Here is a 21,551-nt window from a genome sequence, read left to right on the forward strand (position 1 = left end):
GGGCCACCCGGGGAGGCGGCCGGGGCTTCGCCGTCGGCACCGGCGGCTGGCCGGCCGTCACGCACTGTCGACCGTGTGGGCGGCCTCACAGCGGTTCCGGGGCGCTTCCGGAGTGGCCCGGGCCACTTCCAGAGGCTATTTGATCTTGGAAATGGGGGGAAATCGGGCGAAATCGCCATGATTCCTTGATCTTTACCCTCGGTAACAGCCCTCTGACGTGGCTAAACCTTCGAATCCTTGAAACCGCCACGACCACCCCCGTAACTTCGAACCCGTTGCACCGAGCGATCCGCTCCGGCCGGGCCCTCCGCCCCCGAGCAGAACGGTGCAGGCCACGCGAGTGACGTGTCCCCGAAACCGACGGCCTTCCGAAGGCCTGGTTCCGCGTGCTCGCAGAAACCTCCGAAAGGAACTCCATGACCTTCCGTAACGAGACCGCCGCTGCCACCACCACTGCCACCCCGAAGCGCCGCAACCGCGTCCGGATGGCTCTGATGGCCGGGGCGCTCACCGCCCTGCCGGTGGCCGGCCTCGTCACGGCCACCAGCGCCTCCGCCGCGCCGGCTTCGGTCTGGGACAAGGTCGCCGCCTGTGAGGCGACCGGCAACTGGGCCGTCAACTCCGGCAACGGCTTCTACGGCGGCCTGCAGTTCACCTCCAGCACCTGGGCCGCCTTCGGTGGCACCGCCTACGCCCCGCAGGCCCACCAGGCCACCAAGGCGCAGCAGATCGCCATCGGCGAGAAGGTCCTCGCCGCCCAGGGCCCCGGCGCCTGGCCGGTCTGCTCCGTCAAGGCCGGTCTGACCAAGTAAGACCGCACGCCACGAGGCCGCCGCACCCCACCCCGGGGTGCGGCGGCCTCGTCGTGTCCGGAGCCGGAACCTCAGGGACCCGGAACCTCGGGGCCCGGAACCTCGGAGCCCGGAACCTCGGCCCCGGTGCGGGTCAGGCCGGCCGGGGCGGGAGCGGCAGCGGGAGGGCCGGCAGGCCGTCGATGCTGGTGCCGACCAGCGGCTTGCGCTCGCAGTAGGCGCCGAACTCCTCCTCGTCCTTGCGGTCGAAGTACCGGGCGTGCAGGTCCCGGTCGGCCCGGTAGTCCATGAACGGCACCGCGTACCCGCAGGAGTCGCTGACCCGCTCGGCCACGACCAGCACGATCGCCCGCAGGCCGGAGCCGTCCGCGGCCGGGTCGAAGTGGCGGAGCAGTCCGGCGAACCGCGGGTCGTCCCGGAAGACCGGCTCGCCGCGCCCGTGCACCCGCACCACGGTCGGCGGGCCGTCGAAGGCGCACCACATCAGCGTGATCCGGCCGTTCTCCCGCAGATGCGCGACGGTCTCGGCCTGCGAGCCGCCGAAGTCCAGGTAGGCGAGCGTGAGTTCGTCGATCACCGCGAGCGTCCCGGCGCGGCCCTTGGGCGACAGGTTGACGTGCCCGTCGGCCGCCAGCGGGGCAGTGGCGACGAAGTAGACCGGCTGGCGCTCGATGAAGCCGCGCAGCCGCCCGTCGATGCCTTCGTACTGCTTTCCCATGCCCGCAAGTCTGCCCGCATCCCGACCACCGGGAAAGCGGGATCCGCCCCCTGAGACGGCGCGACCCGCCGAAGGCCGGGCCGCGCCGCTTACGATGGTCCGGGCACCTGTCACCTGCCAGGCCGAGCACGGGAGTTGTGATGACCCGGAGCACCCTCGCCGCCACCGCTCCCGGGACGGTCCTCGGCATCCCCGCCGCGCCGCTGCGCCCGTACGTCCTCGGCTACCGCGGCTACCGGGTGGCCCTGCGGCAGCCGCTGCGACGGCTGGAGGTGCCGACGGACGTGGTCACCGTGGCGCTCGCCTTCGAAGGCACGATGAGCCTCACCGACGCCGTCTCCCCCGCGCCCGCCACCGCCTTCGGCTCGGTCGCGGCCGGCCTGCGCCGCACCGCGACGATCGCCGAACACGCGGGCGTGCTGCACGGGTTGGCCGTCTCGCTCACTCCGCAGGGGGCCTTCCGGGCGTTCGGTCCGATGGCCGGGGAGCTCGGCGGGCACTGGGCCGAGGCCGGGGACGTGCTGGGCCCCCGGCTGCGGGCGCTGACCGACCGGCTGGCCCACGCGCCGAGCTGGCCGGCCCGGTTCGCCATGCTGGACGGCTACTTCGGTGCGCTGTTCGCGTACGGGCCGGACTGGGATCCGTCCGTGCACTGGGTCTGGCGGCAACTGCGGTACTCGCACGGGCTGGTGCCGATCGGCGCCCTGGTCGAGGGGACCGGCTGGAGCCGCCGCCGGCTGGAGCTGCGCTTCCGCGAGCAGCTCGGGCTGGCCCCCAAGCAGGCGGCCGGCATCCTGCGGCTCCAACGCACCCTCCACCTCCTGACCGCCCACGAGGAGCGGACCGCCGGGGCACCGACCGCCGGGCCGCGGACCACCGGCGCCGACCTGGCCACGCGCTGCGGCTACTACGACCAGTCCCACCTCGACCGGAACTTCCGCGCCATGGTCGGCCGCTCGCCGAGCGCGTTCCTCGCCTCCCGGCGCACCGCCGCCCTGACCGAGCCCGCCGGCCGGGTCACCGACCGGGTCTCCGGGCGGGTGACCAGCACGCTCCTGGAGGTCGGAGGCTGATCGGAGGCCGAGGCATGCGCCTTCGCGACGCGGGCGGTCAAGGCATGCGCCCTCGCGAGGCGGGCGGTCAAGGCATGCGCCTTCGCGAGGCGGGCGGTCGTCGAGGGTGCGCATTCGTACAAGACGCGCCGGTGCCCCGCCCGGCACGCTGAGGGAGCCCGGCCGGTACGGGGGACCGGCCGGTCACCGGGGGCGGGCAGGCACGGGGCACGCGGGGTGTCGGCCGGTCAGTGCTTCATGTAGACGCTGTCCATGAACTCGATGATCTGCTGATCGGTCAGCCGCTGGCCGTCCCGGTGCCCCATCGCCAGGTCGGCCTCGCTGATCATGCCCACCAGCCGCTCCCCGTCGATCACCGGGATGCGCCGGATCTGGTGCTGCTCCATCTTGCGCAGCACCGCCTCCATGCTGTCCTCGGCACGCACGCAGTGCAGGTGGCCGGAGAGTTCCATGGCCGTCATGGTGGCCGGGTCCTTGCCCTCCGCGATACATCGCAGCACGATGTCGCGATCGGTGATGATGCCCTTCAGCTTCTGGTCGTCGCCGCAGATCGGCAGCGCGCCCACGTTCTTGTCGCGCATCATCTTCGCGGCCTCGGCCAGCGTCTGGTGGGCGCCGATGCACTGGGCACCGGTGTGCATGATGTCTCGGGCAGTGGTCACGGGGACTCCTTCGTCGGTGGTTCCCCCCGCTGGTCCCCCCGCATCCCCCCGGCGGCGCTCCCGGGCTCCCGCCGTCGGAGCGGAAGCGGTGTGACCGCGCCCTCACCATAAGCAACCCGGCCCCCGCCCGCGACCCCGACCGGACGCCCGGCGCCCGGCGGTCGGCGGCCGGGTGCCGCCCGAGGTCGGCCGGGCCTGGCAGGCGCTGCGGCGCAGCCACGGCGCGCCGCCGGTGGCGGGGCCGGCCCGGGAGAGCGGCTGGAGCGCCCGGCACCTCCAGGACCGGTTCCGCCGGGAGACCGGACTGCCCCCGAAAACCGCCGCCCGGGTGATGCGCGTCGACCGCGCCCGGCGCCCGCCCGGCGCCCGCCCGGCGCCCGCTCGCCGCCACCGAGCCGCCTCCCGGCTCGCCGAACCGGCCGTGCGCTGCGGGTAGTTCGACCAGGCGCACCCGGCCCGCGGGTTCCGGGCGCCGGCCGGGGTCGCGCCCGGCGCCTGGCCGGCGGCGGAGGGCCCGGAGCAGGCGAGGTTCCGAAACGTCCGAGGCGGGGCGCCGGGGGCGGCCGCAGAGTGGGAGACGGAACGACCCGCACGACCACCCGCGTCTCCCGAGGAGTGAGCGAGCCATGGACGCCACCGAGACCCCCGCCCCGCAGGTCTGGCCCAGCCTGCGCGCCACCGACGCCCGCGCCCTGATCCGCTTCCTGGTGGAGGCCTTCGGCTTCCAGGAGGTCGTCACCTACGGTGAGGGCGAGGTCGTCACCCACGCCGAACTCGCCTGGCCCGAGGGCGGCGGCGTGATGCTCGGCTCCGACCGGGAGACGCCCGAGGGCGCCGACCCCTGGCCGGGCCGGCCGGGCGGCTTCACCGCGTACGTGGTCACCGCCGACCCGGACGGTGTGCACGCCCGCGCGGTGGCCGCCGGGGCCCGGATCACCGCCGGGCCGCACGAGACCGACTACGGCTCGCGCGACTTCGCCGCCGCCGACCCGGAGGGCAACCGCTGGTACTTCGGCACCTACCCGGGCGCGCCCCGGCCGGTCGCCCGACCGCGGGGGTGACGCGGTGCGCACACCGGTGGAGCGGCTGCGCGCCCTGGGACTGGCGCTGCCGGGGGTCGAGGAGCGGGTCAGCCACAGGGAGCCGAGCCGGTTCGCGGACCTGGTCGCGGACGCCCGCGCGCTGGTCGGCCCGTCCCGGTAGCGGCCCTCGGGGCGGTCGCCGCCGAACCAGGGCAGACTGGCCTCGGGGGCAGCCCCGGAGACATCGGAGGCACCGCAGGCATCGGAGGCGGACCGTGCCGCAGATGACCGTGGACGGGCGCACCCTCGCGCTCTCCCACCTCGACAAGGTGTACTACCCGCGCACCGGCACCCCCAAGGGCGAGGTGCTGCGCTACTACGCCGCCGTGCACACCGCCCTGCTCCCCCACCTGCGCGACCGCCCGGTGTCCTTCCTGCGCTGCCCGGACGGCGTCGAGGCGGAGGTGTTCGTCGCCAAGAACCCGCCGCCCGGCACCCCGGACTGGGTGCGCGCCGTCGACGTGCCGAGCAACACCGGCGAACTGCGGCAACTGGTGCTGGAGGACGGCGCGGCACTGCTGGCGGTCGCCAACCTGGGCTGTCTGGAGCTGCACGTCCCGCAGTGGCACGCGGCCGCGCCCGCCCTCGCCGACCGGCTGGTGCTGGACCTCGACCCCGGCGAGGGCGCCGACGTGCTCACCTGCCGCACGGTCGCGCTGCTGCTGCGCGAGCGGCTCGCGGCGGACGGCCTGGCGGCGTGGGTGAAGACCTCCGGCTCCAAGGGCCTGCACCTGCTCGTCCCGATCGAGCCCACGCCGAGCACCCGGGTCTCCGGGTACGCGAAGGCGCTGGCCGCCGCCCTGGAGGCCGAGCGCCCGGAGCTGGTGGTGCACACCATGGCCAAGGCCCGCCGCCGGGGCCGGGTGCTGGTGGACTGGTCGCAGAACAACGCCAAGAAGACCACCGCCGCGCCGTACACCCTGCGGGCCCGGCCGCTGCCGACCGTCTCCACCCCGCTGGCCTGGGAGGAGCTGGAACGGGCCGGCCACGAGCGGGACCTGGTCTTCACCCTCGCCGAGGTGCCGGACCGGCTGGCCGCGCACGGCGACCTGCTCGCCCCGCTGCTGGACCCGCGGCGGGCCCGGCCGCTGCCCGGCGCGCCCTCGGCGACCGCTGCGTCCGCCGCTGCGTCCGCGATCGCCTCGTCCGGAGCACCCTCGGCGTCCGGAGCGCGAGCGCCCGCACGCCAGGTGCTGCGCCCGCCCGTCGAGGTGATGCGCCCGGCCGCCGTGACCGCCGTCCCGCCCGCCGACGGCCTGGGCGGCGGGGGCGTCCAGTACGAGCTGAAGCTGGACGGCTTCCGCTGCGTCGCCTTCGCCCGGGGCGAGCGGCCCGCCTACCTCCAGTCCCGCAGCGGCCGGGACCTCGCGCCCGAGTTCCCGCCGATCGCCGCCGCCGTCGCCCGGCTGCCGGAGGGGCTGGTGCTGGACGCCGAACTGGTCGCCTGGCGCGGCGGCCGGTTCGCCTTCGACGAGCTGCTGCACACCCGCCAGGCCCGGGCCGCCGCCCCCGGGGTGGCGCTCGGGCTGATCGCCTTCGACCTGCTGGCGCTGCCCGGCCGCGACGTCCGCCGGCTGCCGCTCACCGACCGCCGCCGACTGCTGCTCGCCGCCCTCGCCGACGTCCCGCCGCCGGTCCAGCCGGTCATGGCCACCACGGACCGGGCGGAGGCGCTGGAGTGGATGGAGCGGCTCGCCGACACCGGGGTCGAGGGCCTGGTCTGCAAAGCCGCCGCCGCCCCGTACCGGCCGCGCGGCGCGGGCCGGGTCTGGGTGAAGTACCGCCGCAGCGACACCCTCGACGCCACCGTCCGCGCCGTCACCGGCCCGGCGGCCCGTCCGCACGCGCTGATCCTCCAGCTCGACGACGACCGGGTGTTCCTGACCGTCCCGCGGCTCACCCCGGTCCAGTCCCGCGAGGTCGCCGAGGTGGTCCGCCCCCTGCTCGGCCCGCCCACCAGCGACCCCGACCACGGCCCGGTCCACCCGCTGACCTCCCCGCTGCGCGCCGAACTCACCCTCACCGGCCGCCCGCCCACCGCCACCTTCGTCCGCCTCCGGGGCGACTGACGGCCGGCCGCGACGGCGCTCCGCGCCCACCTCGATCGGCTCACCGCTGCCCGCGTACCCGGGCCCCCGCGGCCCCCACCTCCGCCGGCTCACCCCTGCCCGCGCGCGCTCACTTCCGCCCCCTCGCCGTCGCGTGGGCGAACTCCGTCACGAAGGCGTCGTCGAACACCGGCAGGTCGGCGGGCTTGCGGCTGGTGATCAGCGGACCGGGGCCGTCGTGGCAGACGTGCACCGGCTCGTCCACCCAGTGCGCGCCGGCGTTGACCAGGTCGGTGCGCAGGCTGGGCCAGGAGGTGAGGGTGCGGCCGCGGACGGCGTCGGCCTCGATGAGCGTCCAGGCCGCGTGGCAGATCGCCGCGACCGGACGGCCGGCGGCGCAGCAGGCGTGGACGAAGGCGACCGCGGGGCGGTCCAGGCGCAGCCGGTCGGGGTTGGCGACGCCGCCGGGGAGGACCAGCCCGTCGTAGTCGGCCGGGTCCGCCTCGGCGACCGGGACGTCCACGGCGAAGGTGTCGCCCTCGGCGTGGTGCCGGACGGTCCGGACCCGCCCCTGGGCGGTGGACAGCAGCCGCGGGGTGCCGCCGGACTCGGCGACCGCCTGCCACGGGTCGGTCAGTTCGACCTGCTCGGCCCCGTACGGCGCGACCAGGAACGCGATCGTCCGGCCGGTGAGCGTGGTGGACGGCCAGCCCATGGCGGGGTCCGCTCAGCCCGGGTGCGGGTCGGTCAGGTCGACGGCCGCGGCCGCGGGCGGGGCGGTGCTGAGCCGGGCGCGCGGGCAGTCCAGGTGGACGGCGCGGTCGAGGTGGTCGAGCCGGGCGACGAGTCCGGCCGGGACGAGCACCCGGGTGCCCGGCACCCAGGGGTCGGCGTCGACCAGCAGGTGGTCCCCGGCGTCCTGTTCGACCCGGCCGACCGGGCCGTCGGTGGCGTGCACCTCGTACCCGACCAGCGTGAGGTCGGCGGCGGGATGGGAGCCCGGGCGGTACTCCCACAGGTCGGTGGTCATGGTGATCAGGCCTCCGGACGGTTCCAGGGGCGCCGCTCGCGGCGCTCCCGGCGTTCCCGGAACTCCGCCGGGTCCACCGGTTCGATTCCGCCGCGGGCCTCACGCCGGCGGCGCAGCAGCTCGGAGGCGGCGACCGCGGCCGCCACCGTGGCCACCCAGACCACGCCGAGCGCGACCAGTACGGCGGTGGCCGGGGTCCGTACGCCCACGCCGAGACAGATCGCCGTCATCATCAGGGCGGTCAGCACCACCCCCGCCGAGGTCCTGCGCCCGACCCCGCGGCACACCCGCCGGACCCGACCGGGCGCTTTGGCGCCCATCGTGCTCAGCTTGCGGTCGAGCCGTGTGTCCTGGCGCAGATCGGACTCGATCTCCTCGAGGAGCCGCCGCTCCCATCCGCTCAACGCGGGTCCGTCCATCTCGGTCACCTCCGACACTCCGGTGACGTGCTCGCACCCGGCGGTTGCCGGGTACGGGCCGGCACTAACCGTTCCGGGCCCCGCCTGTCCCGGCGCCGACGGGTCCGAAGGCCCGGGGGCGGGCGAGCAGGCTGTCGTCCAGGACGCTCAACAGGGCGGCGGCGTCGCGGTGGACCTCGGCCGCGCCCGCCGCCCGCAGCTCCGGGCCGGTGTCGCGGCCGGCGGTCAGGGCGACGCACGGCACCCAGGCCCGCCGGGCGGCCCGTACCTCGCGCACGCTCCCGGCGACGGCCACGGCGTGCCAGGGCCTGCCGTCCACCAGGTCCAGCGCGGCCCGCACCGGGTCGCCCCCGGGATCGGCCACGGTGAGCGCCGGAGCCCCGGCGGGCCCTGGGCCGGTCAGCACCACCGTCCACCCCCGGGCCGCGCACTCGTGCAGCAACTCGGCACCGCCGGGGAGCGCGGGCTGCCACCAGTCGGTACCGAAGAGAGCCGCCGAGACCACCGTCATGACCACCGCTTCCGTTCGCGGGCGACACACCGAACCCTCCCCCTCCAGGTTAGGTCGCTCCCCCGCCGCGCGCGCAGCCTGCGCTCCGGATCCGTCCGGGCGGACCGGTGACGCACCGTGCCGTTCCACCGGTCCGAGGTGGGAAGAGGAGGTGGGAAGAGGAGGCGGGGAGAGGAGGCGGGGGGAAGCGCCTGGAACGGGGTTCGCCCGGCACCGCCGAAGGCCGGAAAATGGGCTGGTCACGGATGACCGGCTGGCCCTAGGGTAGCGCTCCGTCACATTGGTCCAGTCCAGGAGTCCGGTCCCCGATGCCTTCGCCCGCCGTGTACGGCTCGCCGAGAACGAGCGCCACCGCCGCCACCGTCCTACTCTCCGTCTGCGGCGCCACGACCCTCGCCTCGCTCGGTGTCGGCGTCAGCCTGTACGCGGAGGCCGGCGCGCTCGCCACCGGCACCGAGTCCGACGGGTCCGCGCTGATGGACACGGCGCTGCTCTACGACAACGTCGGCCTCCTCCAGCTGGTGGCCATGGCCGCGTCCGCGGTCGCGTTCGTCACCTGGTTCCACCGGGTCCGGGTGAACGCCGAGGTCTTCGACCCGAACGGGCACCGGTTCAAGCGAGGCTGGGCGATCGGCGGCTGGATCACCCCCGTGGTCAACCTCTGGTTCCCCCGGCAGATCGCGGGCGACATCTGGCAGGCCGGTGCGCGGCCGGACGCCTCGGGAGTGCGCCCGCAGCTCCCGCAGACGCTGCTCACCCTCTGGTGGGCCGCGTTCTGGATCTCCAACGCGACCGCCCGGATCGGCTCCCAGTACCTCGACTCGGCCTCGGCGCAGTTCGCGGACGGCTACCAGCAGGCCGTCGCCTGGCTGCTCGCTTCCGACCTGCTGTCGGTGGTGGCCGCGGTCCTCGCCGTCCTGGTGGTCCGCCGGCTGACGGCCATGCAGGAGGAGCGCTTCGCCGCGGCCGCCGCCCCCGCGTACGGGGTCCACGGCGGGACCGTCCGGGGCTGAGAGCCCGCGCCGCCCTGACTCGGGGCCTGTCCGGCGGATCGTCGCCGGACGGGCCGTGGGGCGGGTCCGACGACTCCCGCCGGGTGTGCGGCGTCGGGGCACGCACCCCGACGCCGCGCCCTGATCCGGCGCGAACCGTCGGACCCGCCCTACTCCGTGAACGGGTCGGAGGCGAGCCGGGCGTGCAGGTGCTCGTCCACGTAGACGCCCCCGCCGTAGGTGTAGGAGGCGCGCAGGGTGCCCTCGTACGGGAAGCCGGCGCGCTCGGCGACCCGGCAGGAGGCCTCGTTGCCGACGGCGTGGTACAGCTCGATGCGGCGGACGTCGGCGTGCTCGACCGCCCAGCGGGTGACGGCGGTGGTGGCCCGGGCGGCCAGGCCCCGGCCGCGGGCGGCGGCGAGCACCCAGTAGCCGACCATGGCCACGCCGTCGTCCCGGTTGGTCCATCCCAGGTAGGCGTTGCCGCACAGGCTGTCGTCGGTGGCGTCGACGGCGGCGAAGGCGGCGGCACTGCCCTCGGCCCAGCCGGTCTCGCAGCGGTCGAGGTAGGCCTCGGGGTCGATCGGGCCGGAGGAGCTGAGCGGGGTCCAGCGGGCGATGGCCGGGTCCGCCGCGGCGGCGACCAGGGCGGGCCCGATGCCGCCGGGCACGTCGAGGGCGCGCCCCCACGGGCGGAGCACGACGTCGCCGAGGTCGAGCACGGTGGGGTGGAAGACGCGCCGGCCGGTGCCGGGATCGCTGATGGTCATTCCGTCTTCCTATCCCCCGCTTCGCCGCGCCCGCCAGCGAATTTCCCGGGGCCCGACCGGGTCCGCGCGTCCGCGGCGTCCGGGGCCCGGACGCCGCGGACACGCGGAGCGCGGTGCGGGGTCAGATCCGGGCCAGGTAGCCGTTGTCGACCAGCCAGAGCACGTTCAGCCTGGCCGGGCCGCCGGGCAGCAGGGTGCCGTCGAGCTGGTACTGCAGGCCCCAGCCGGGCTGGTTGAACCACGGTGCGATCGGGCCGGCGTGCACCGTGAAGGCCTTGACCACCTTGTAGTCGTGGTAGTTGCAGGCGGCGGGCGGGTTGCCGTCCAGGCTCTGCGGCGGGATCGCGCGGTTGGCGTACGGGAGGCCCTCGGGGGCGAGGAAGGCGCCGTACTCGCTGCCGTAGCGGTCGATGTTCTGGTTCGGGTACAGCGTGAGGTCGAACTCGATCGGGCTGCCGTCGGGCAGGGTGACGTAGCCGTCGGCCGGCGGGTATATCCAGCCGCCCTTGCCGCCGTTGCCGGCCGGGTCGTAGTACTGGGCCAGGAAGGCCTGGTCGCTCGCGCCGCCGGTGCGCTGGTAGCCGGCGAGCTGGCGGCCGACCGGTCCGGTGGTGGGGAGGTCGGCGGGGCCGAGCCGGGCGTCGTCGTGGCGGAACGCCGCGGAGCACTGGTCGGAGGGGGTGGCCGCCGGGGCCGCGAGGGCGGCGGGGGTGCTCACGGCGGTGAGGGCGGCGGCCGCGGCGAGCGGCGCGACGAGCAGGCGAAGGCGAAGGCGCACGGTGTCTCCGTCGAACGGTCAGCAGTCGAGGTGGGAGCCGCGGAGGGACGCTGTGCTCACCCTCCGTGGCTGGTTCGACACCAGGCAATCGGATCTTCTGATCATTCGTCAAGATGATCCGTATGACTGCTCGTTCGAGGCCGCGGATTCGGCCGAACCCGGGACGGCGGGACCGCCCGTCCGGGAGGATGGGCGGTCCGGCCTCGTCGGGTCACTTCCCCGGGGCGACCCGCCCGAGCAGGTGGAGCAGCCGGTCCAGGGCGTCCTTGGAGTTCGGCTCGGTCAGGTTGACCATCAGCCGGAACGCCACCTTCAGCAGCGCCGGGTGGCCGAGCCCGGCGGCCCCGGCCGCGCCGAGCAGCCTCGGGCGGCCCAGCAGGTCGGCGGCCAGGCGGCCGAGCGCGAAGTAGCCCGCGTACGCGGAGCGCAGCGCCTGCGGGTAGGCCCGCAGGGCGAGTTCGCGGCCCCGGTCGGTGCGGCGGGCCAGGGCCTGGACGATGGTCTCGGCGGCGAAGCGGCCGGACTCCATCGCGTAGGCGATGCCCTCGCCGGTGCCCGGGCTGACCGTGCCGCCCGCGTCGCCGACCAGCAGCAGGCCGTCGGCGTAGTGGGGCCGGCGGTTGAGGCCCATCGGCAGGGCGGCGCCGCGGATCGGCTCGGTGACCCCGTCGGGGGTGTAGCCGTACTCCGGGGGCAGGCCCTCGCACCAGCGGCGCAGCAGTTCCCGCCAGTCCACCTCGGTCCTGGCGGTGTCCAGGACGCCGAGGCCGACGTTGGCGGTGCCGTCGCCCATGCCGAACACCCAGGCGTAGCCCGGCAGCAGGCGCCGGGCCCGGTCGTCGGGGTCGCGCAGGTCGAGCCAGGCCTCCAGGTAGCGGTCGTCGTGGCGCGGGGTGGTGAAGTACGTCCGGTACGCGACGCCCATCGCACGGTCGGTACGGCGGTAGCGCTTCATCGCCACCGACAGCCGGGTGGAGTTGCCGTCGGCGGCGACCACCACCGGGGCCCGGTAGACGACCGGCCGGCGCTCCTCCCCCGACTTGGCGGTGACGCCGGTGATCCGGCCGGTCCGCTCGTCCAGCAGCGGGCCCGTCACATTGGCGCGTTCGACCAGCCGGGCGCCGGCCGAGGCGGCCTTGCGGGCGAGCAGTTCGTCGAAGTCGGCGCGGCGCCGGACCAGTCCGTAGCCGGGGTAGGCGGAGAGCTCGGGCCAGTCGAACTCGATCGAGCGGTGTCCGGAGATCAGCCGCAACCCCCGGTTGTGCAGCCAGCCGGCCTCCTCGGAGACGTCGATGCCGAGGTCGGTCAGCTGCTTGACGGCGCGCGGGGTGAGGCCGTCGCCGCAGACCTTCTCGCGCGGGAAGGCGGACTTCTCCAGCAGTAGGACGTCCAGGCCGGTCCGGGCGAGGTGGGCGGCGGCGGTGGAGCCCGCCGGCCCGGCGCCGACCACGATGACGTCGGCGCTCTCCGCGGCCTGGACATCCTCCTCGCCCCTGTCGGTCTCCTCGGGCCGGACGGTCCGCTCGGGCCGGACGGTCTGCTCTGGGCCGGGCATCGCACTCTCCCACGGGTCGGATCGGCTGTTCACGCGACGGATTCCTCGGACTGGGCGGTTCCGGACGGACGATAGAGAACCCCGGCACCCGCCCGCCGCCCCGACACGCAGGCCGTCGCCGCGAACCGGTCAATACCGGCCACCGCCGCCGCCCCGGTTCACCCGCCGGACCGGGGCCCGGAGTTGACCCTCCGAGCGGCTCGATGGCACACGGAACCATGACAACCGGGTGATCAGATCGTTATAGCGAACTAGTCGGACCAATCGCCTGGAGCGATGCATTTCGGCCAAACCTCCCTTGCGTCAGGTTTCCCACTGCGGGAACTTTTGTGCCCCTCCCGTCGCACGAAACCGGCTCCCGCCGAACACCGACCAGAGGCTCCCGCCCACCGCGCGGGCCCGTCCCGGCCTGCCGTACCCGATGGAACCCCGATGCACCTGCGCTCCACCGCCGCGCGCTCCCTGGTGGCCGTCCCGACCGCCGCCGCACTCATGCTGCTCGCCCCCGCCGCGCACGCCGTCTCAGGCGGCAAGGGCGGCGCCCCCGGCAACAACGGCACCGTCAAGATCCACGACGCCGCCACCGGCCAGGAGGACGTGCGCAACGAGCCCAAGGTTTGCACCTTCTACCTGGACTCCTTCGGCTTCGACGCCAACCAGGACGTGATCTGGGCGATCGCCACCGTCGGCCCCAAGGGCGAGACGCTCGCCGCGTGGGGCGACATCCCGGTCGACCCGCACGGGCACGTGCGGACCGAGGACATCCACCTGCCGGACGGCCACTACAAGCTCTACTGGCAGTCGGTCGAGCTGGTGGACGGCGAGCTGCCGAAGAAGCCGGACCTCAACAACCCCAAGCACAAGGTGTTCAAGGTCGACTGCGGCGGGCAGAGCCCGGCCCCGACCGGCAAGCCCTCGCCGACCGTGCCGCCGACCCCGGTGAAGACGCCGTCGGCGAGCCCCACCACGGTGCCCTCGCACACCCCGTCGGCCCCGGCCACCACGCCCGCGACGACCCCGGCGACTCCGCCCGCGACGACCCCGGCCTCGCCGAGCGCGAGCCCGAGCACGAGCACGAGCACGAAGCCCACCGAGACGCCGAAGCCCCCGGTGCCGCCGACCGCCACCCCGACCACCCCGGCGGCGACCGCTCCGGTGACGCCTCCGGCCACCACGCCCGCCACCACCCCGGCGACCACCCCGGCGACGGCCCCGGCGACGACCCCGGCCGGCGGGAAGCCCACCGAGGAGCCCACCGGCGCCCCGAGCCCGGCCCCGTCGAGCGCGCCGACCGCCACCGTCCCGGTGCACGTCCCGACCACCGAGACCCCGGTCAACCCGGAGCAGCCGCTGATCATGCCCGAGAAGGTCAGCGTGCCCACCCCGATCCCGGGCGCCGCGTCGGACGGCAAGAAGCTGGCCACCACCGGTAGCGACGGCACCCTGCTCTACGCCGGCGCCGGCACCGTGCTGCTGCTGGGCGGCGCGGGCGCGGTGGTCTACGCCCGCCGTCGTCGCACCAGCTCCTGAGCACCGGCCCGGGTGCGTCCCGGGCAGCGCGCCGCGGCTGAGCCGCGGCGCCACTGAGCCCCTGGCCCGCGAGCAGCTGCGGGACCAGGGGCTCCCTGTCGTTCCACGGCGCGCACCCCCTCGGAGGTTCACCGACCCCGGGGGGTTCACCGGCGGTCGCACCGGAATCGACGAGGGGCCCTGGCCACGGGGGCGGGCCAGGGCCCTCATCCGGAACCACGGCCACCGCCCCGTCCCGGGTTCACCGGCGCCCCCGTGAGCCTCGGCTCCACCAGCCCCACGGGCCCGTCCGATCCGGCCCCGGGAACGCCGGAAGCCCCTGGCCGCACGGGGGGACGGACCAGGGGCTTCCACTCTCGACTACGGACGGCGGGCCCTCACGGGTTCAACGCCAGCACCACGTACCCCGCCAGCACCGCCAGGTGCACCGCGCCCTGCAGCGGGGTCGCCCGGCGCGGGATGACCGTGAGGGTGAGCAGCACGATCGTCAGGGCCAGCAGCACCATGTGCGCCGGGCCGAGGCCGAGGACGAGGGGGCCGGAGAGCCAGCTGGAGGCGATCGCGACCGCCGGGATGGTCAGGCCGATGCTGGCGAGCGCCGAGCCGAGGGCGAGGTTGAGGCTGGTCTGCACCCGGTTGCGGATGGCCGAGCGCAGCGCCGCGATGGTCTCCGGCAGCAGCACCATCATGGCGATCACGACGCCGACCACGGCGTGCGGGAGCCCGGCGTCGTCCACCGCCTTCTCGATGGTCGGCGACACGCCCTTGGCCAGGCCCACCACCGACACCAGGGCGACGGCGAGCAGCAGCAGGCTGACCCCGGCCGCCCGGAGGGTGGGCGGGGAGGCGTGCTCCTCCTCGGCCAGCACCCGGCCCTCGGGGGTGACGGGCAGGAAGTAGTCCCGGTGCCGGACGGTCTGGGTGGCCACGAACAGCCCGTAGACCACCAGCGAGGCGGTGGCCGCGAAGGTGAGCTGGGTGGTGGAGAACTGCGGGCCGGGCGAACTGGTGGTGAAGGTCGGCAGCACGAGGCTGAGGGTCGCGAGGGTGGCGATGCAGGCGAGCGCGGCGCCGGTGCCCTCGGCGTTGAACACGGCGGTCCGGTACTTGACGGCGGCGACCAGGATGGACAGTCCGAGGATGCCGTTGCAGGTGATCATCACGGCGGCGAAGACGGTGTCCCGGGCCAGCGTGGCGGACTTCTCCCCGCCGTCGGCCATCAGCGTCACGATCAGCGCGACCTCGATCACGGTGACCGCCACCGCGAGGACCAGTGATCCGAAGGGCTCCCCCGACCAGTGCGCGATGACCTCGGCGTGGTGCACGGCGGACAGCACGGCGGCCACCAGGAAGCAGGCGACCACCGCCACCACCCAGCCGGGCAGTTCCTTGTGCCAGGTCAGGGCGAGGACGAGGAACGACACCACCGGGACGACGACGGTCCATTGCGCGGCAGCGGCGCGGAGCTTCGTGATCATGCGGCCGAGGATTCCAGACCGGAGGTCCGCCACCCGGGTGCCCGCGCCGGGATACGTATGGATGTGGCATAACTCATCCCGTTTCGCCCGGTGACCCACCGTAGTCGCGAAGGTACTGAAGCACTTTGTCGACATGGTGCCGAACCCGCTCCGGGACGCCCCCGGCGGCCGCCACGGTCTTGTCGCTGGTGCGGTAGGCCGCCGCGACCAGGGCGGGCAGGTCGCGGGTGAAGCCGTGGTGCTTCATCCGCTGGTCGAGCCAGCAGGCGTAGTTGCCCATCGCGGCGATCGCGTCGCCCGGGTCCCAGTACGACGTGGCGCCGGGGTGGGTCGCGGCCCTGCCCCAGGCCTCGAAGACCGAGGGCGTCCACATCGCGATGCCGTACTCGCCGGTCTCCGGGCGGGCGGCGTTCGGGTCGAAGCCGCTCTCGGCCTTCAGCATGGCGGCCAGCAGCGCCGGGGTGACCTCCGGCTCGGGGCAGCGTCGCGCCGTCGTCTCGATCACGCCCCGGTACGCCACCGGGACGTCCGAGCCGACCGGGATCGCGCCGGGCAGCGGGGGCACCGCGCGGTGGGCGGCGCCCCGCCCGCCCGGCTCCGCTCCGCCGGCCAGCGCGAGGACGGCGAGCCCGCAGGCCAGCAGGCGCGCGCCGGCCCGGACGGCGGCACGGCGGCGCCGGACCGGCGGGGCGGCGGCCCGGGCGACCAGCACGGCCAGCTCGGTCCGGGTCCGTTCCTCCCGCCCGGGGGCGAGGCAGGCGGTGACCGCGGACCGCCAGCGCACCGGCAGCGCCTCGTCCAGCCGCAGCGGCGCGGCGCCGCGCGCGTACGCCTGCGCGGCCAGCGAGCGGGCCCGGGCGGTCGCGCCGAGGAAGGGGTGCAGTCCGCCGGTGAGCGCCTGGTGGGCGATCACGCCGAAGGCCCAGACGTCGGCGCTGGGGCGCACCGCGACGCCGCGGGCGCCGGTGCGCTCGGACCACCACTCGGGCGGCACGTGGTCGGGCGAGCCGAGCGGCGGGGCGTAGGCGTGGGTGCCCTCCAGCTCGGCGGTGAGGCCGAAGTCGGCGATCTTCGCGGTGCCGTCGGGCATCAGCAGCACATTGGCCGGTTTCAGGTCCCCGTGGACCCAGCCGGTCCGGTGCATGTGGGCCAGTCCGGCGCAGACCTCGGTCAGGATTCGCTCGGCGCCGGGCACCGCCGAACCGGGGCGGGCCTCGGCCAGCAGGTCCTGGAGACTGCGGGCGGCGCGTTCCATCACCAGGGCGACGGCGCCGTCGAGCGCCGGGTGGTCCGGGTCCTCGACGGTGACCACGACGAGGGTGCGGATCAGGTGGGGGTGGTCGGCGCGGCGGCTGAAGCGCTGCTCGCTGCGGGCCATCTGGGCCACGGTCCGGCGCTGGCCGGGGCTGAACCGGGCGGCACCGAGGATCTTGACGGCGGCCGGGCTGCCGTCGGGGCCCTCGGCGGCGTGCACGCTTCCCCAGGCGCCCGCGCCGAGGAAGGCGCCGAGGCGGTAGCCGGCGATCGGGTAGCCCGCCGGGACCTCGAACGGCGGGCCGCCGGGCCCGGGAGCGTCACCGGGCGAGGCGGACTCGGGCCCGGGGGCGTCACCGAGCGGGGCGGGCTCGGGCCCGGGGGCGTCACCGGACGGGGCGGGCTCCGGCCCGGCACCGTCGCCGGTCCGTTCGGGCTCCGGCCCGGGCGGGGTGCAGGACGTCACGGCCGGGCGGCCGGGCGCCGGGGCGGGAGCAGGGCCAGGTGCTCCTCCCGGACGAGGTCGAACCTCAGCGCCAGTGCCACCAGCTCCTCGCGCTTGCCGCCATTCGCGCCCTCCTCGTACGGCTCGCGCAGCCGCAGCTTGGTCTCCACCAGGTAGTCGATGTGGTAGTTCACCGCCGAGCGGCTCAGCGCCCGGCAGGCCGGCAGGGCCCGCAGCCGGGCGAGCACCTCGGTCACCCCGGGGACGGCCGCGGCGGAGGGCGAGCGCAGCCGGGGCTCGCAGAGCGCGAGCAGGACCAGGAAGTACTTGGCGGTCGGATCCAGGGCGAACGGGCTGACGGTGCGTTCGCCGCCGGTGCCGCCGGGCCGGCCGTCGAGGTAGGCGTGCTGCGGGGCGAAGACCTTGAAGGCGACCGGCTCGCCGAGGGCGGGCAGCAGCACCCGGGAGAGTTCGAACGGGACGGGCGCGCCGATCCGGCCGGGCGCGACCTTGACGTGCTCGCCCGCGCCCTCCAGGTTCTCCACCACGTAGGTGGCCGAGGCGCTGAAGTTGGACAGCCGCCAGTAGTCCTCGGCCGCGACCACCTCGCCCGCCCGACGGGAGACGCCCTGGTCGGGCAGCGCGATGGGGACCGGACGGCCGGGCTCCCCGCGTCCGAACACCGCGGCCTCGCCCGGCCCCATCCGCAGCAGGGCAGGGGTCTCGCCGGGCACCATCTCGGGCCCCGGGCAGGGAAGTTGCACGATGACCGTGTCCACGCGGCACCTCCGTGGGATCGGGTCGATGCTATCCGTCCGATTCGCCCCGCAGGCAACCCGCCACCCGGACGGGTGAGCCGCCACCCACGAACTGATCATCCGTCAGGACTGGAGTTGTCCGTGTGCTGAACGCATGGCAAATGGTTGCAGGATGTAGTTGAACCATCACCATGAGTGTGACGCAACGCACATGCGCCAGGTTCACAATGTGTGCAAGACTCATCTCAAGGAGTGAGATTCCCTTAATTTCCAAGGAGGTTCGCATCATGCGCGCTCGGATCGCAGCTGTGGCGCTGGTGACGGCAGGGATAGCCGGCCTGACGGCGGCCCCGGCCATGGCGGCCACAGCGACGTCCGGCACCGACGCCGCGGCCTGCGCCGCGGTGCTCAACCAGCCCTGCGTCTCGCACCAGGCCGACGGCGGGGGCATCGTGGGCGTCGCCCAGGTCAGCGCCGCCCCGGGCCAGTTGACGATGGTTCGGGTCGAGATCCGCACCCAGGCCGCCTGGGGCAGCCCGTGGGCGGCCGTCGCCACCGCGACCACCGTGCAGTTCGGCTCCGCCAAGGCGGTCACTCCGCGGGTGACCGCCACCGCCCCCCGCATGATCTGCGCGACGGCCGGCCCGGCGCTGGACGTCACCCAGCAGGTCACCACCTGTACCAACCCGTTCTGATCGCGGAGCCGCCGAGGCACCGCACCCGCCACCCCCACACCGTCCGTACGACCGGGCAGCCGTCCGGACGAGCCGGGGGCCGGAAGCGGTAGTCGGCACGAACACCGGGCCGGCCGCCGGGGCATCCCGCCCCGACGGCCGGCCCTCGCCGTCCCCACCAGGCGCGAGAGGCGGCGGCGGAAGATCGTCCGGGACCCGGACCCGGGTGGACCTGGGGCACTCCTTCACGGCAAACTGGTCTAGACCTCGGAGGTCTAGACCTCAGACTCGCCTCAGACTCGCCTCAGAACGGTGGACCCAGTATGGAAATCGTGATCGTCCCTGACGCCCGTGCGGCCGGCGACCTCATCGCCGCGGCGATCACCGATCTGCTGACCGACAAGCCCGACGCCCTGCTCGGCGTGGCGACCGGCTCGACCCCGCTGCCGATCTACCAGGCCCTGGCCGAGCGGGTCCGCGACGGCCGACTGGACGCCACCAGGGCGCGCATCTGCCAGCTGGACGAGTACGTCGGCCTGCCCGCCGGCCACCCCGAGTCCTACCGTTCGGTGGTGCTGCGCGAGGTCGTGGAGCCGCTCGGCCTGACCGAGGACTCCTTCCTGGGCCCGGACGGCAACGCCCCCGACATCGCCGCGGCGGCCATCGCCTACGACCGCGCCCTGGCCGAGGCCGGCGGCGTCGACCTCCAGCTGCTCGGCATCGGCACGGACGGCCACATCGGCTTCAACGAGCCCTGCTCCTCGCTCGCCTCCCGCACCCGGATCAAGACCCTCACCCGGCAGACCCGCGTGGACAACGCCCGCTTCTTCGACAGCATCGACGAGGTCCCGCACCACGTCATCACCCAGGGCATCGGCACCATCCTGGAGGCCCGCCACCTGGTCCTGCTCGCCACCGGCGAGGCCAAGGCCGAGGCCGTCGCGCTCGCCGTCGAGGGCCCGCTGTCCGCGGTCGTCCCCGCCTCGGCGCTCCAGCTGCACCCGCACGCCACCGTGGTGGTGGACGAGGCGGCCGCCTCCCGCCTCAAGCTCGCCGACTACTTCCGCGACACCTACGCGGCCAAGCCGGCCTGGCAGAAGCTCTGAGCGGCTCCGATCGGCTCCGGCCCCGGCCGTTCGCCGTGCGGCGACGCCGGGCCCGCCGAAGGGTCCCCGCGGGTCGGACACTCCGCGTGGCGGTCCCACGCGCCGGGCCCCGCCGCAAGGTCTCGGCGGGGCCCGGCGCGGCTTCCCGTGCGCGGCGGACGGGCGCTACTTGCAGGTGATCAGCAGCCCGAGGACCGCGGAGCAGCTGCGGGTGGCCCGGCTGGTGGCGGGCGACGGGTCGGCGGGTGCTCCGGCGGTGCGGGCCACGGTGACGTCCCAGCTGCGGAGCAGCGAGAACAGGCCGACCTGGACGGAGAAGTGCCGGGTGGTGCTCGCGCCCTTGGCCAGCGGCGCGGTCAGCGCGCAGCCGAGCTTCCCGGCGGCGATGGTGCAGTCGCCGGAGGTGGCCGTCAGTCCGGCGGGCAGGTCGGCGGCGACGGTGGCCGTGGCGACCGGGTCGGGGCCCTGGCCGGTGAGGGTGACGGTGTAGTCGACCCGGCTGGAGAACAGTCCGGTCACCGGGGTCGCGGTGAGCGCGACGCCCAGGTGGGCGGCGGGGGCGGTGTAGGTGAAGCGGTCGGCGGCGACGGCCGCGCTGGTGCCGCCGGGCCCGGTGACCCGGACGTCCACCGGCCCGGTCACGGTGGTGGCGGGAGCGGTCGCGGTGCAGCTCGCCCTGGTGCAGCTGAACGAGGTGGCGGCGCCGGCCGCGCCGAAGGTGACGGCGGTGGCGCCGGCCAGGTCGGTGCCGGTGATGGTCACCGTGGTGCCGCCCGTCCCGGAGCCGCCGTTCGGGCTGATCGCGGTGACGTCCGGCACCGGCAGCGGGAAGTCCACCACGTCGACGGCGTTGCCGGTGAAGTCGGCGAGGTAGCCGCGCCGCCCGTCGGCGGTCAGGGCCAGGCTGTACGGGGCGGCGCCCACGGGGACGGTCGCGGTGACCGTCCGGCTCGCGGTGTCCACCACGCTCAGGGTGTTGTCGGCGTAGTTGGAGACGTAGGCCGCCGCGCCGTCCGGGGAGAGGGCCACGGCGTAGGGCCCGGAGCCGACCGCGACGGTGCCGAGGAGGCTGCCGGCCGCGGTGTCGATCACCGCGGCGGTGCCGTCGTCGCCGTCGGCGGCCCACAGCCGGGTGCCGTCCGGGCTGAGCGCGAGCCCGAAGGCGCTGTGGCCGACCGCGACGGTGCCGCTCGCCGTGCCGCTCACGGTGTCGACCACGGTGACGGCCTTGTCCCCGGAGGCGGCGACGTACAGCCGCTTGCCGTCCGGGGAGACGGCCAGCCCGTGCGGTTCGGCGCCGACCGGCACGGTCGCGGTCACGGCGTTGGTCGCGGTGTCCAGCACGCTGACCGTGTTGGCGGCGGCATTGCTCACGTAGGCGCGGGAGCCGTCCGGCGCGAGGGCGAGGCCCCAGGGCTGGGCGCCGACCGGGACGGTCGCGGTGACGGTGTTGTTCGCGGTGTCCACGACGCTGACGGTGTTGTCCAGGTGGTGCGTCAGGTAGGCCCGGTGCCCGTCGGGCGACACGGCGACGGCGTAGGAGCCCGTCCCGGCGGTGAAGCCGCCGGAGACGGTGTTGCTCGCGGTGTCCAGCACGCTGACGGCGCCGCTGCTCTGGCTGGTCACGTAGGCGTGGCCGCCGTCCGGCGTGAGCGCGACGCCCGCCGGGTAGGGCGCGACCGCCACGTGCGCGGCGACGGCGGGCGGTGGTGTGACGGCCTCGGCCGTGGCGGGCAGCGACAGCAGTGCGGCCGTGGGGGGGGGGGGGGGGGGCCCCCCCCCAGGCAGACCCCCGGTGAGCGGGGGTGCATGTGGTTTTAAACGTCTAAAAAAAAAAAAACGAACAACCGGCAGTG

At 75.1% G+C, this 21,551-nt stretch carries 23 protein-coding genes and 1 pseudogene; 11 read left to right on the plus strand and 13 right to left on the minus strand.

Annotation, left to right across the window (positions count from 1 at the left end; translation table 11 throughout):
• Positions 1-416: 416 nt before the first annotated feature.
• Positions 417-812 (plus strand): transglycosylase family protein, encoded by a 396-nt coding sequence (locus ACFWP2_RS13865; RefSeq protein ID WP_380450603.1) that lies wholly within the window; start codon positions 417-419, stop codon positions 810-812.
• 133 nt (positions 813-945) lie between these two features.
• Here the strand turns inward: ACFWP2_RS13865 and ACFWP2_RS13870 are convergent, their stop codons facing one another.
• Positions 946-1,530 carry a pyridoxamine 5'-phosphate oxidase family protein gene (locus ACFWP2_RS13870; RefSeq protein ID WP_380450604.1) on the minus strand — a complete coding sequence of 195 codons (585 nt, stop codon included), beginning with the start codon at positions 1,528-1,530 and terminating at the stop codon, positions 946-948.
• A gap of 140 nt (positions 1,531-1,670) precedes the next feature.
• On the opposite strand from ACFWP2_RS13870, the gene ACFWP2_RS13875 reads away from it, so the two are divergent.
• Positions 1,671-2,603, plus strand: a complete 933-nt coding sequence (locus ACFWP2_RS13875; RefSeq protein WP_380450605.1) for a helix-turn-helix domain-containing protein — start codon at positions 1,671-1,673, stop codon at positions 2,601-2,603.
• 227 nt (positions 2,604-2,830) lie between these two features.
• Here the strand turns inward: ACFWP2_RS13875 and ACFWP2_RS13880 are convergent, their stop codons facing one another.
• Entirely contained in the window at positions 2,831-3,265 is a 435-nt protein-coding gene (locus tag ACFWP2_RS13880; RefSeq protein WP_360345367.1) for a CBS domain-containing protein, read from the minus strand.
• Between the two features lie 172 nt (positions 3,266-3,437).
• Here ACFWP2_RS13880 and ACFWP2_RS13885 point away from each other — a divergent pair, with 172 nt between their 5' ends.
• The 5 genes and pseudogenes from ACFWP2_RS13885 to ACFWP2_RS13905 all read left to right on the plus strand — a co-directional run bounded on the left by ACFWP2_RS13885 (position 3,438) and on the right by ACFWP2_RS13905 (position 6,416).
• The gene (locus tag ACFWP2_RS13885; protein ID WP_380450607.1) at positions 3,438-3,701 is read left to right on the plus strand and encodes a hypothetical protein; all 264 of its coding nucleotides are present in this window, start codon (positions 3,438-3,440) and stop codon (positions 3,699-3,701) included.
• 190 nt (positions 3,702-3,891) lie between these two features.
• Positions 3,892-4,326 (plus strand): VOC family protein, encoded by a 435-nt coding sequence (locus tag ACFWP2_RS13890; protein ID WP_380450608.1) that lies wholly within the window; start codon positions 3,892-3,894, stop codon positions 4,324-4,326.
• Positions 4,327-4,330: 4 nt separating this feature from the next.
• On the plus strand, positions 4,331-4,468 hold the full coding sequence (locus tag ACFWP2_RS13895) for a hypothetical protein (RefSeq protein WP_380450609.1): 138 nt from the start codon (positions 4,331-4,333) through the stop codon (positions 4,466-4,468).
• A gap of 103 nt (positions 4,469-4,571) precedes the next feature.
• A pseudogene (gene ligD / locus ACFWP2_RS13900) lies at positions 4,572-5,441 on the plus strand (non-homologous end-joining DNA ligase); the annotation flags it as partial.
• Positions 5,442-5,561: 120 nt separating this feature from the next.
• Positions 5,562-6,416 carry a DNA ligase gene (locus ACFWP2_RS13905; protein ID WP_380450835.1) on the plus strand — a complete coding sequence of 285 codons (855 nt, stop codon included), beginning with the start codon at positions 5,562-5,564 and terminating at the stop codon, positions 6,414-6,416.
• Positions 6,417-6,525: 109 nt separating this feature from the next.
• On the opposite strand, the gene ACFWP2_RS13910 is transcribed toward ACFWP2_RS13905, so the two are convergent.
• From ACFWP2_RS13910 to ACFWP2_RS13925, 4 genes are all read right to left on the minus strand, one after another.
• Positions 6,526-7,110, minus strand: a complete 585-nt coding sequence (locus ACFWP2_RS13910; protein WP_380450610.1) for a type 1 glutamine amidotransferase domain-containing protein — start codon at positions 7,108-7,110, stop codon at positions 6,526-6,528.
• Positions 7,111-7,122: 12 nt separating this feature from the next.
• Positions 7,123-7,425, minus strand: coding sequence for a PRC-barrel domain containing protein (locus tag ACFWP2_RS13915; RefSeq protein ID WP_380450611.1), 303 nt, complete (start codon positions 7,423-7,425; stop codon positions 7,123-7,125).
• A 5-nt stretch (positions 7,426-7,430) separates the two neighbouring features.
• Entirely contained in the window at positions 7,431-7,844 is a 414-nt protein-coding gene (locus ACFWP2_RS13920; protein WP_380450613.1) for a hypothetical protein, read from the minus strand.
• Positions 7,845-7,908: 64 nt separating this feature from the next.
• Entirely contained in the window at positions 7,909-8,355 is a 447-nt protein-coding gene (locus ACFWP2_RS13925; RefSeq protein ID WP_380450614.1) for a hypothetical protein, read from the minus strand.
• Positions 8,356-8,663: 308 nt separating this feature from the next.
• Between ACFWP2_RS13925 and ACFWP2_RS13930 the strand changes: the two genes are divergently transcribed.
• Positions 8,664-9,368 carry a DUF4328 domain-containing protein gene (locus ACFWP2_RS13930; protein WP_380450615.1) on the plus strand — a complete coding sequence of 235 codons (705 nt, stop codon included), beginning with the start codon at positions 8,664-8,666 and terminating at the stop codon, positions 9,366-9,368.
• A gap of 149 nt (positions 9,369-9,517) precedes the next feature.
• Here ACFWP2_RS13930 and ACFWP2_RS13935 read toward each other — a convergent pair whose 3' ends face one another.
• From ACFWP2_RS13935 to ACFWP2_RS13945, 3 genes are all read right to left on the minus strand, one after another.
• Positions 9,518-10,117 carry a GNAT family N-acetyltransferase gene (locus ACFWP2_RS13935; protein ID WP_380450617.1) on the minus strand — a complete coding sequence of 200 codons (600 nt, stop codon included), beginning with the start codon at positions 10,115-10,117 and terminating at the stop codon, positions 9,518-9,520.
• Between the two features lie 121 nt (positions 10,118-10,238).
• On the minus strand, positions 10,239-10,895 hold the full coding sequence (locus ACFWP2_RS13940; RefSeq protein WP_380450619.1) for a TNT domain-containing protein: 657 nt from the start codon (positions 10,893-10,895) through the stop codon (positions 10,239-10,241).
• A 211-nt stretch (positions 10,896-11,106) separates the two neighbouring features.
• Entirely contained in the window at positions 11,107-12,483 is a 1,377-nt protein-coding gene (locus ACFWP2_RS13945) for a geranylgeranyl reductase family protein (RefSeq protein WP_380450621.1), read from the minus strand.
• A 399-nt stretch (positions 12,484-12,882) separates the two neighbouring features.
• Between ACFWP2_RS13945 and ACFWP2_RS13950 the strand changes: the two genes are divergently transcribed.
• Complete coding sequence (locus ACFWP2_RS13950; protein ID WP_380450623.1) at positions 12,883-13,980, plus strand: LPXTG cell wall anchor domain-containing protein; 1,098 nt, start codon at positions 12,883-12,885, stop codon at positions 13,978-13,980.
• Between the two features lie 377 nt (positions 13,981-14,357).
• Here ACFWP2_RS13950 and ACFWP2_RS13955 read toward each other — a convergent pair whose 3' ends face one another.
• From ACFWP2_RS13955 to ACFWP2_RS13965, 3 genes are all read right to left on the minus strand, one after another.
• Positions 14,358-15,458, minus strand: a complete 1,101-nt coding sequence (locus ACFWP2_RS13955; protein ID WP_380450625.1) for a calcium:proton antiporter — start codon at positions 15,456-15,458, stop codon at positions 14,358-14,360.
• A 73-nt stretch (positions 15,459-15,531) separates the two neighbouring features.
• Complete coding sequence (locus ACFWP2_RS13960) at positions 15,532-17,178, minus strand: serine/threonine-protein kinase (protein ID WP_380450627.1); 1,647 nt, start codon at positions 17,176-17,178, stop codon at positions 15,532-15,534.
• The gene (locus tag ACFWP2_RS13965) at positions 17,175-17,936 is read right to left on the minus strand and encodes a serine/threonine protein kinase (RefSeq protein WP_380450629.1); all 762 of its coding nucleotides are present in this window, start codon (positions 17,934-17,936) and stop codon (positions 17,175-17,177) included. Before ACFWP2_RS13965 ends, ACFWP2_RS13960 begins: the two co-directional genes overlap by 4 nt.
• A 266-nt stretch (positions 17,937-18,202) precedes the next feature.
• Here ACFWP2_RS13965 and ACFWP2_RS13970 point away from each other — a divergent pair, with 266 nt between their 5' ends.
• Together ACFWP2_RS13970 and nagB are read left to right on the plus strand one after the other, a co-directional pair.
• Positions 18,203-18,610, plus strand: a complete 408-nt coding sequence (locus ACFWP2_RS13970; RefSeq protein WP_380450631.1) for a hypothetical protein — start codon at positions 18,203-18,205, stop codon at positions 18,608-18,610.
• Positions 18,611-18,912: 302 nt separating this feature from the next.
• On the plus strand, positions 18,913-19,695 hold the full coding sequence (nagB, locus tag ACFWP2_RS13975; protein ID WP_380450632.1) for a glucosamine-6-phosphate deaminase: 783 nt from the start codon (positions 18,913-18,915) through the stop codon (positions 19,693-19,695).
• A gap of 165 nt (positions 19,696-19,860) precedes the next feature.
• Here nagB and ACFWP2_RS13980 read toward each other — a convergent pair whose 3' ends face one another.
• Complete coding sequence (locus ACFWP2_RS13980) at positions 19,861-21,381, minus strand: beta-propeller fold lactonase family protein (RefSeq protein ID WP_380450634.1); 1,521 nt, start codon at positions 21,379-21,381, stop codon at positions 19,861-19,863.
• Positions 21,382-21,551: the final 170 nt, after the last annotated feature.

It is taken from the genome of Kitasatospora sp. NPDC058444, from assembly GCF_042721415.1.
Taxonomy (GTDB): domain Bacteria; phylum Actinomycetota; class Actinomycetes; order Streptomycetales; family Streptomycetaceae; genus Kitasatospora.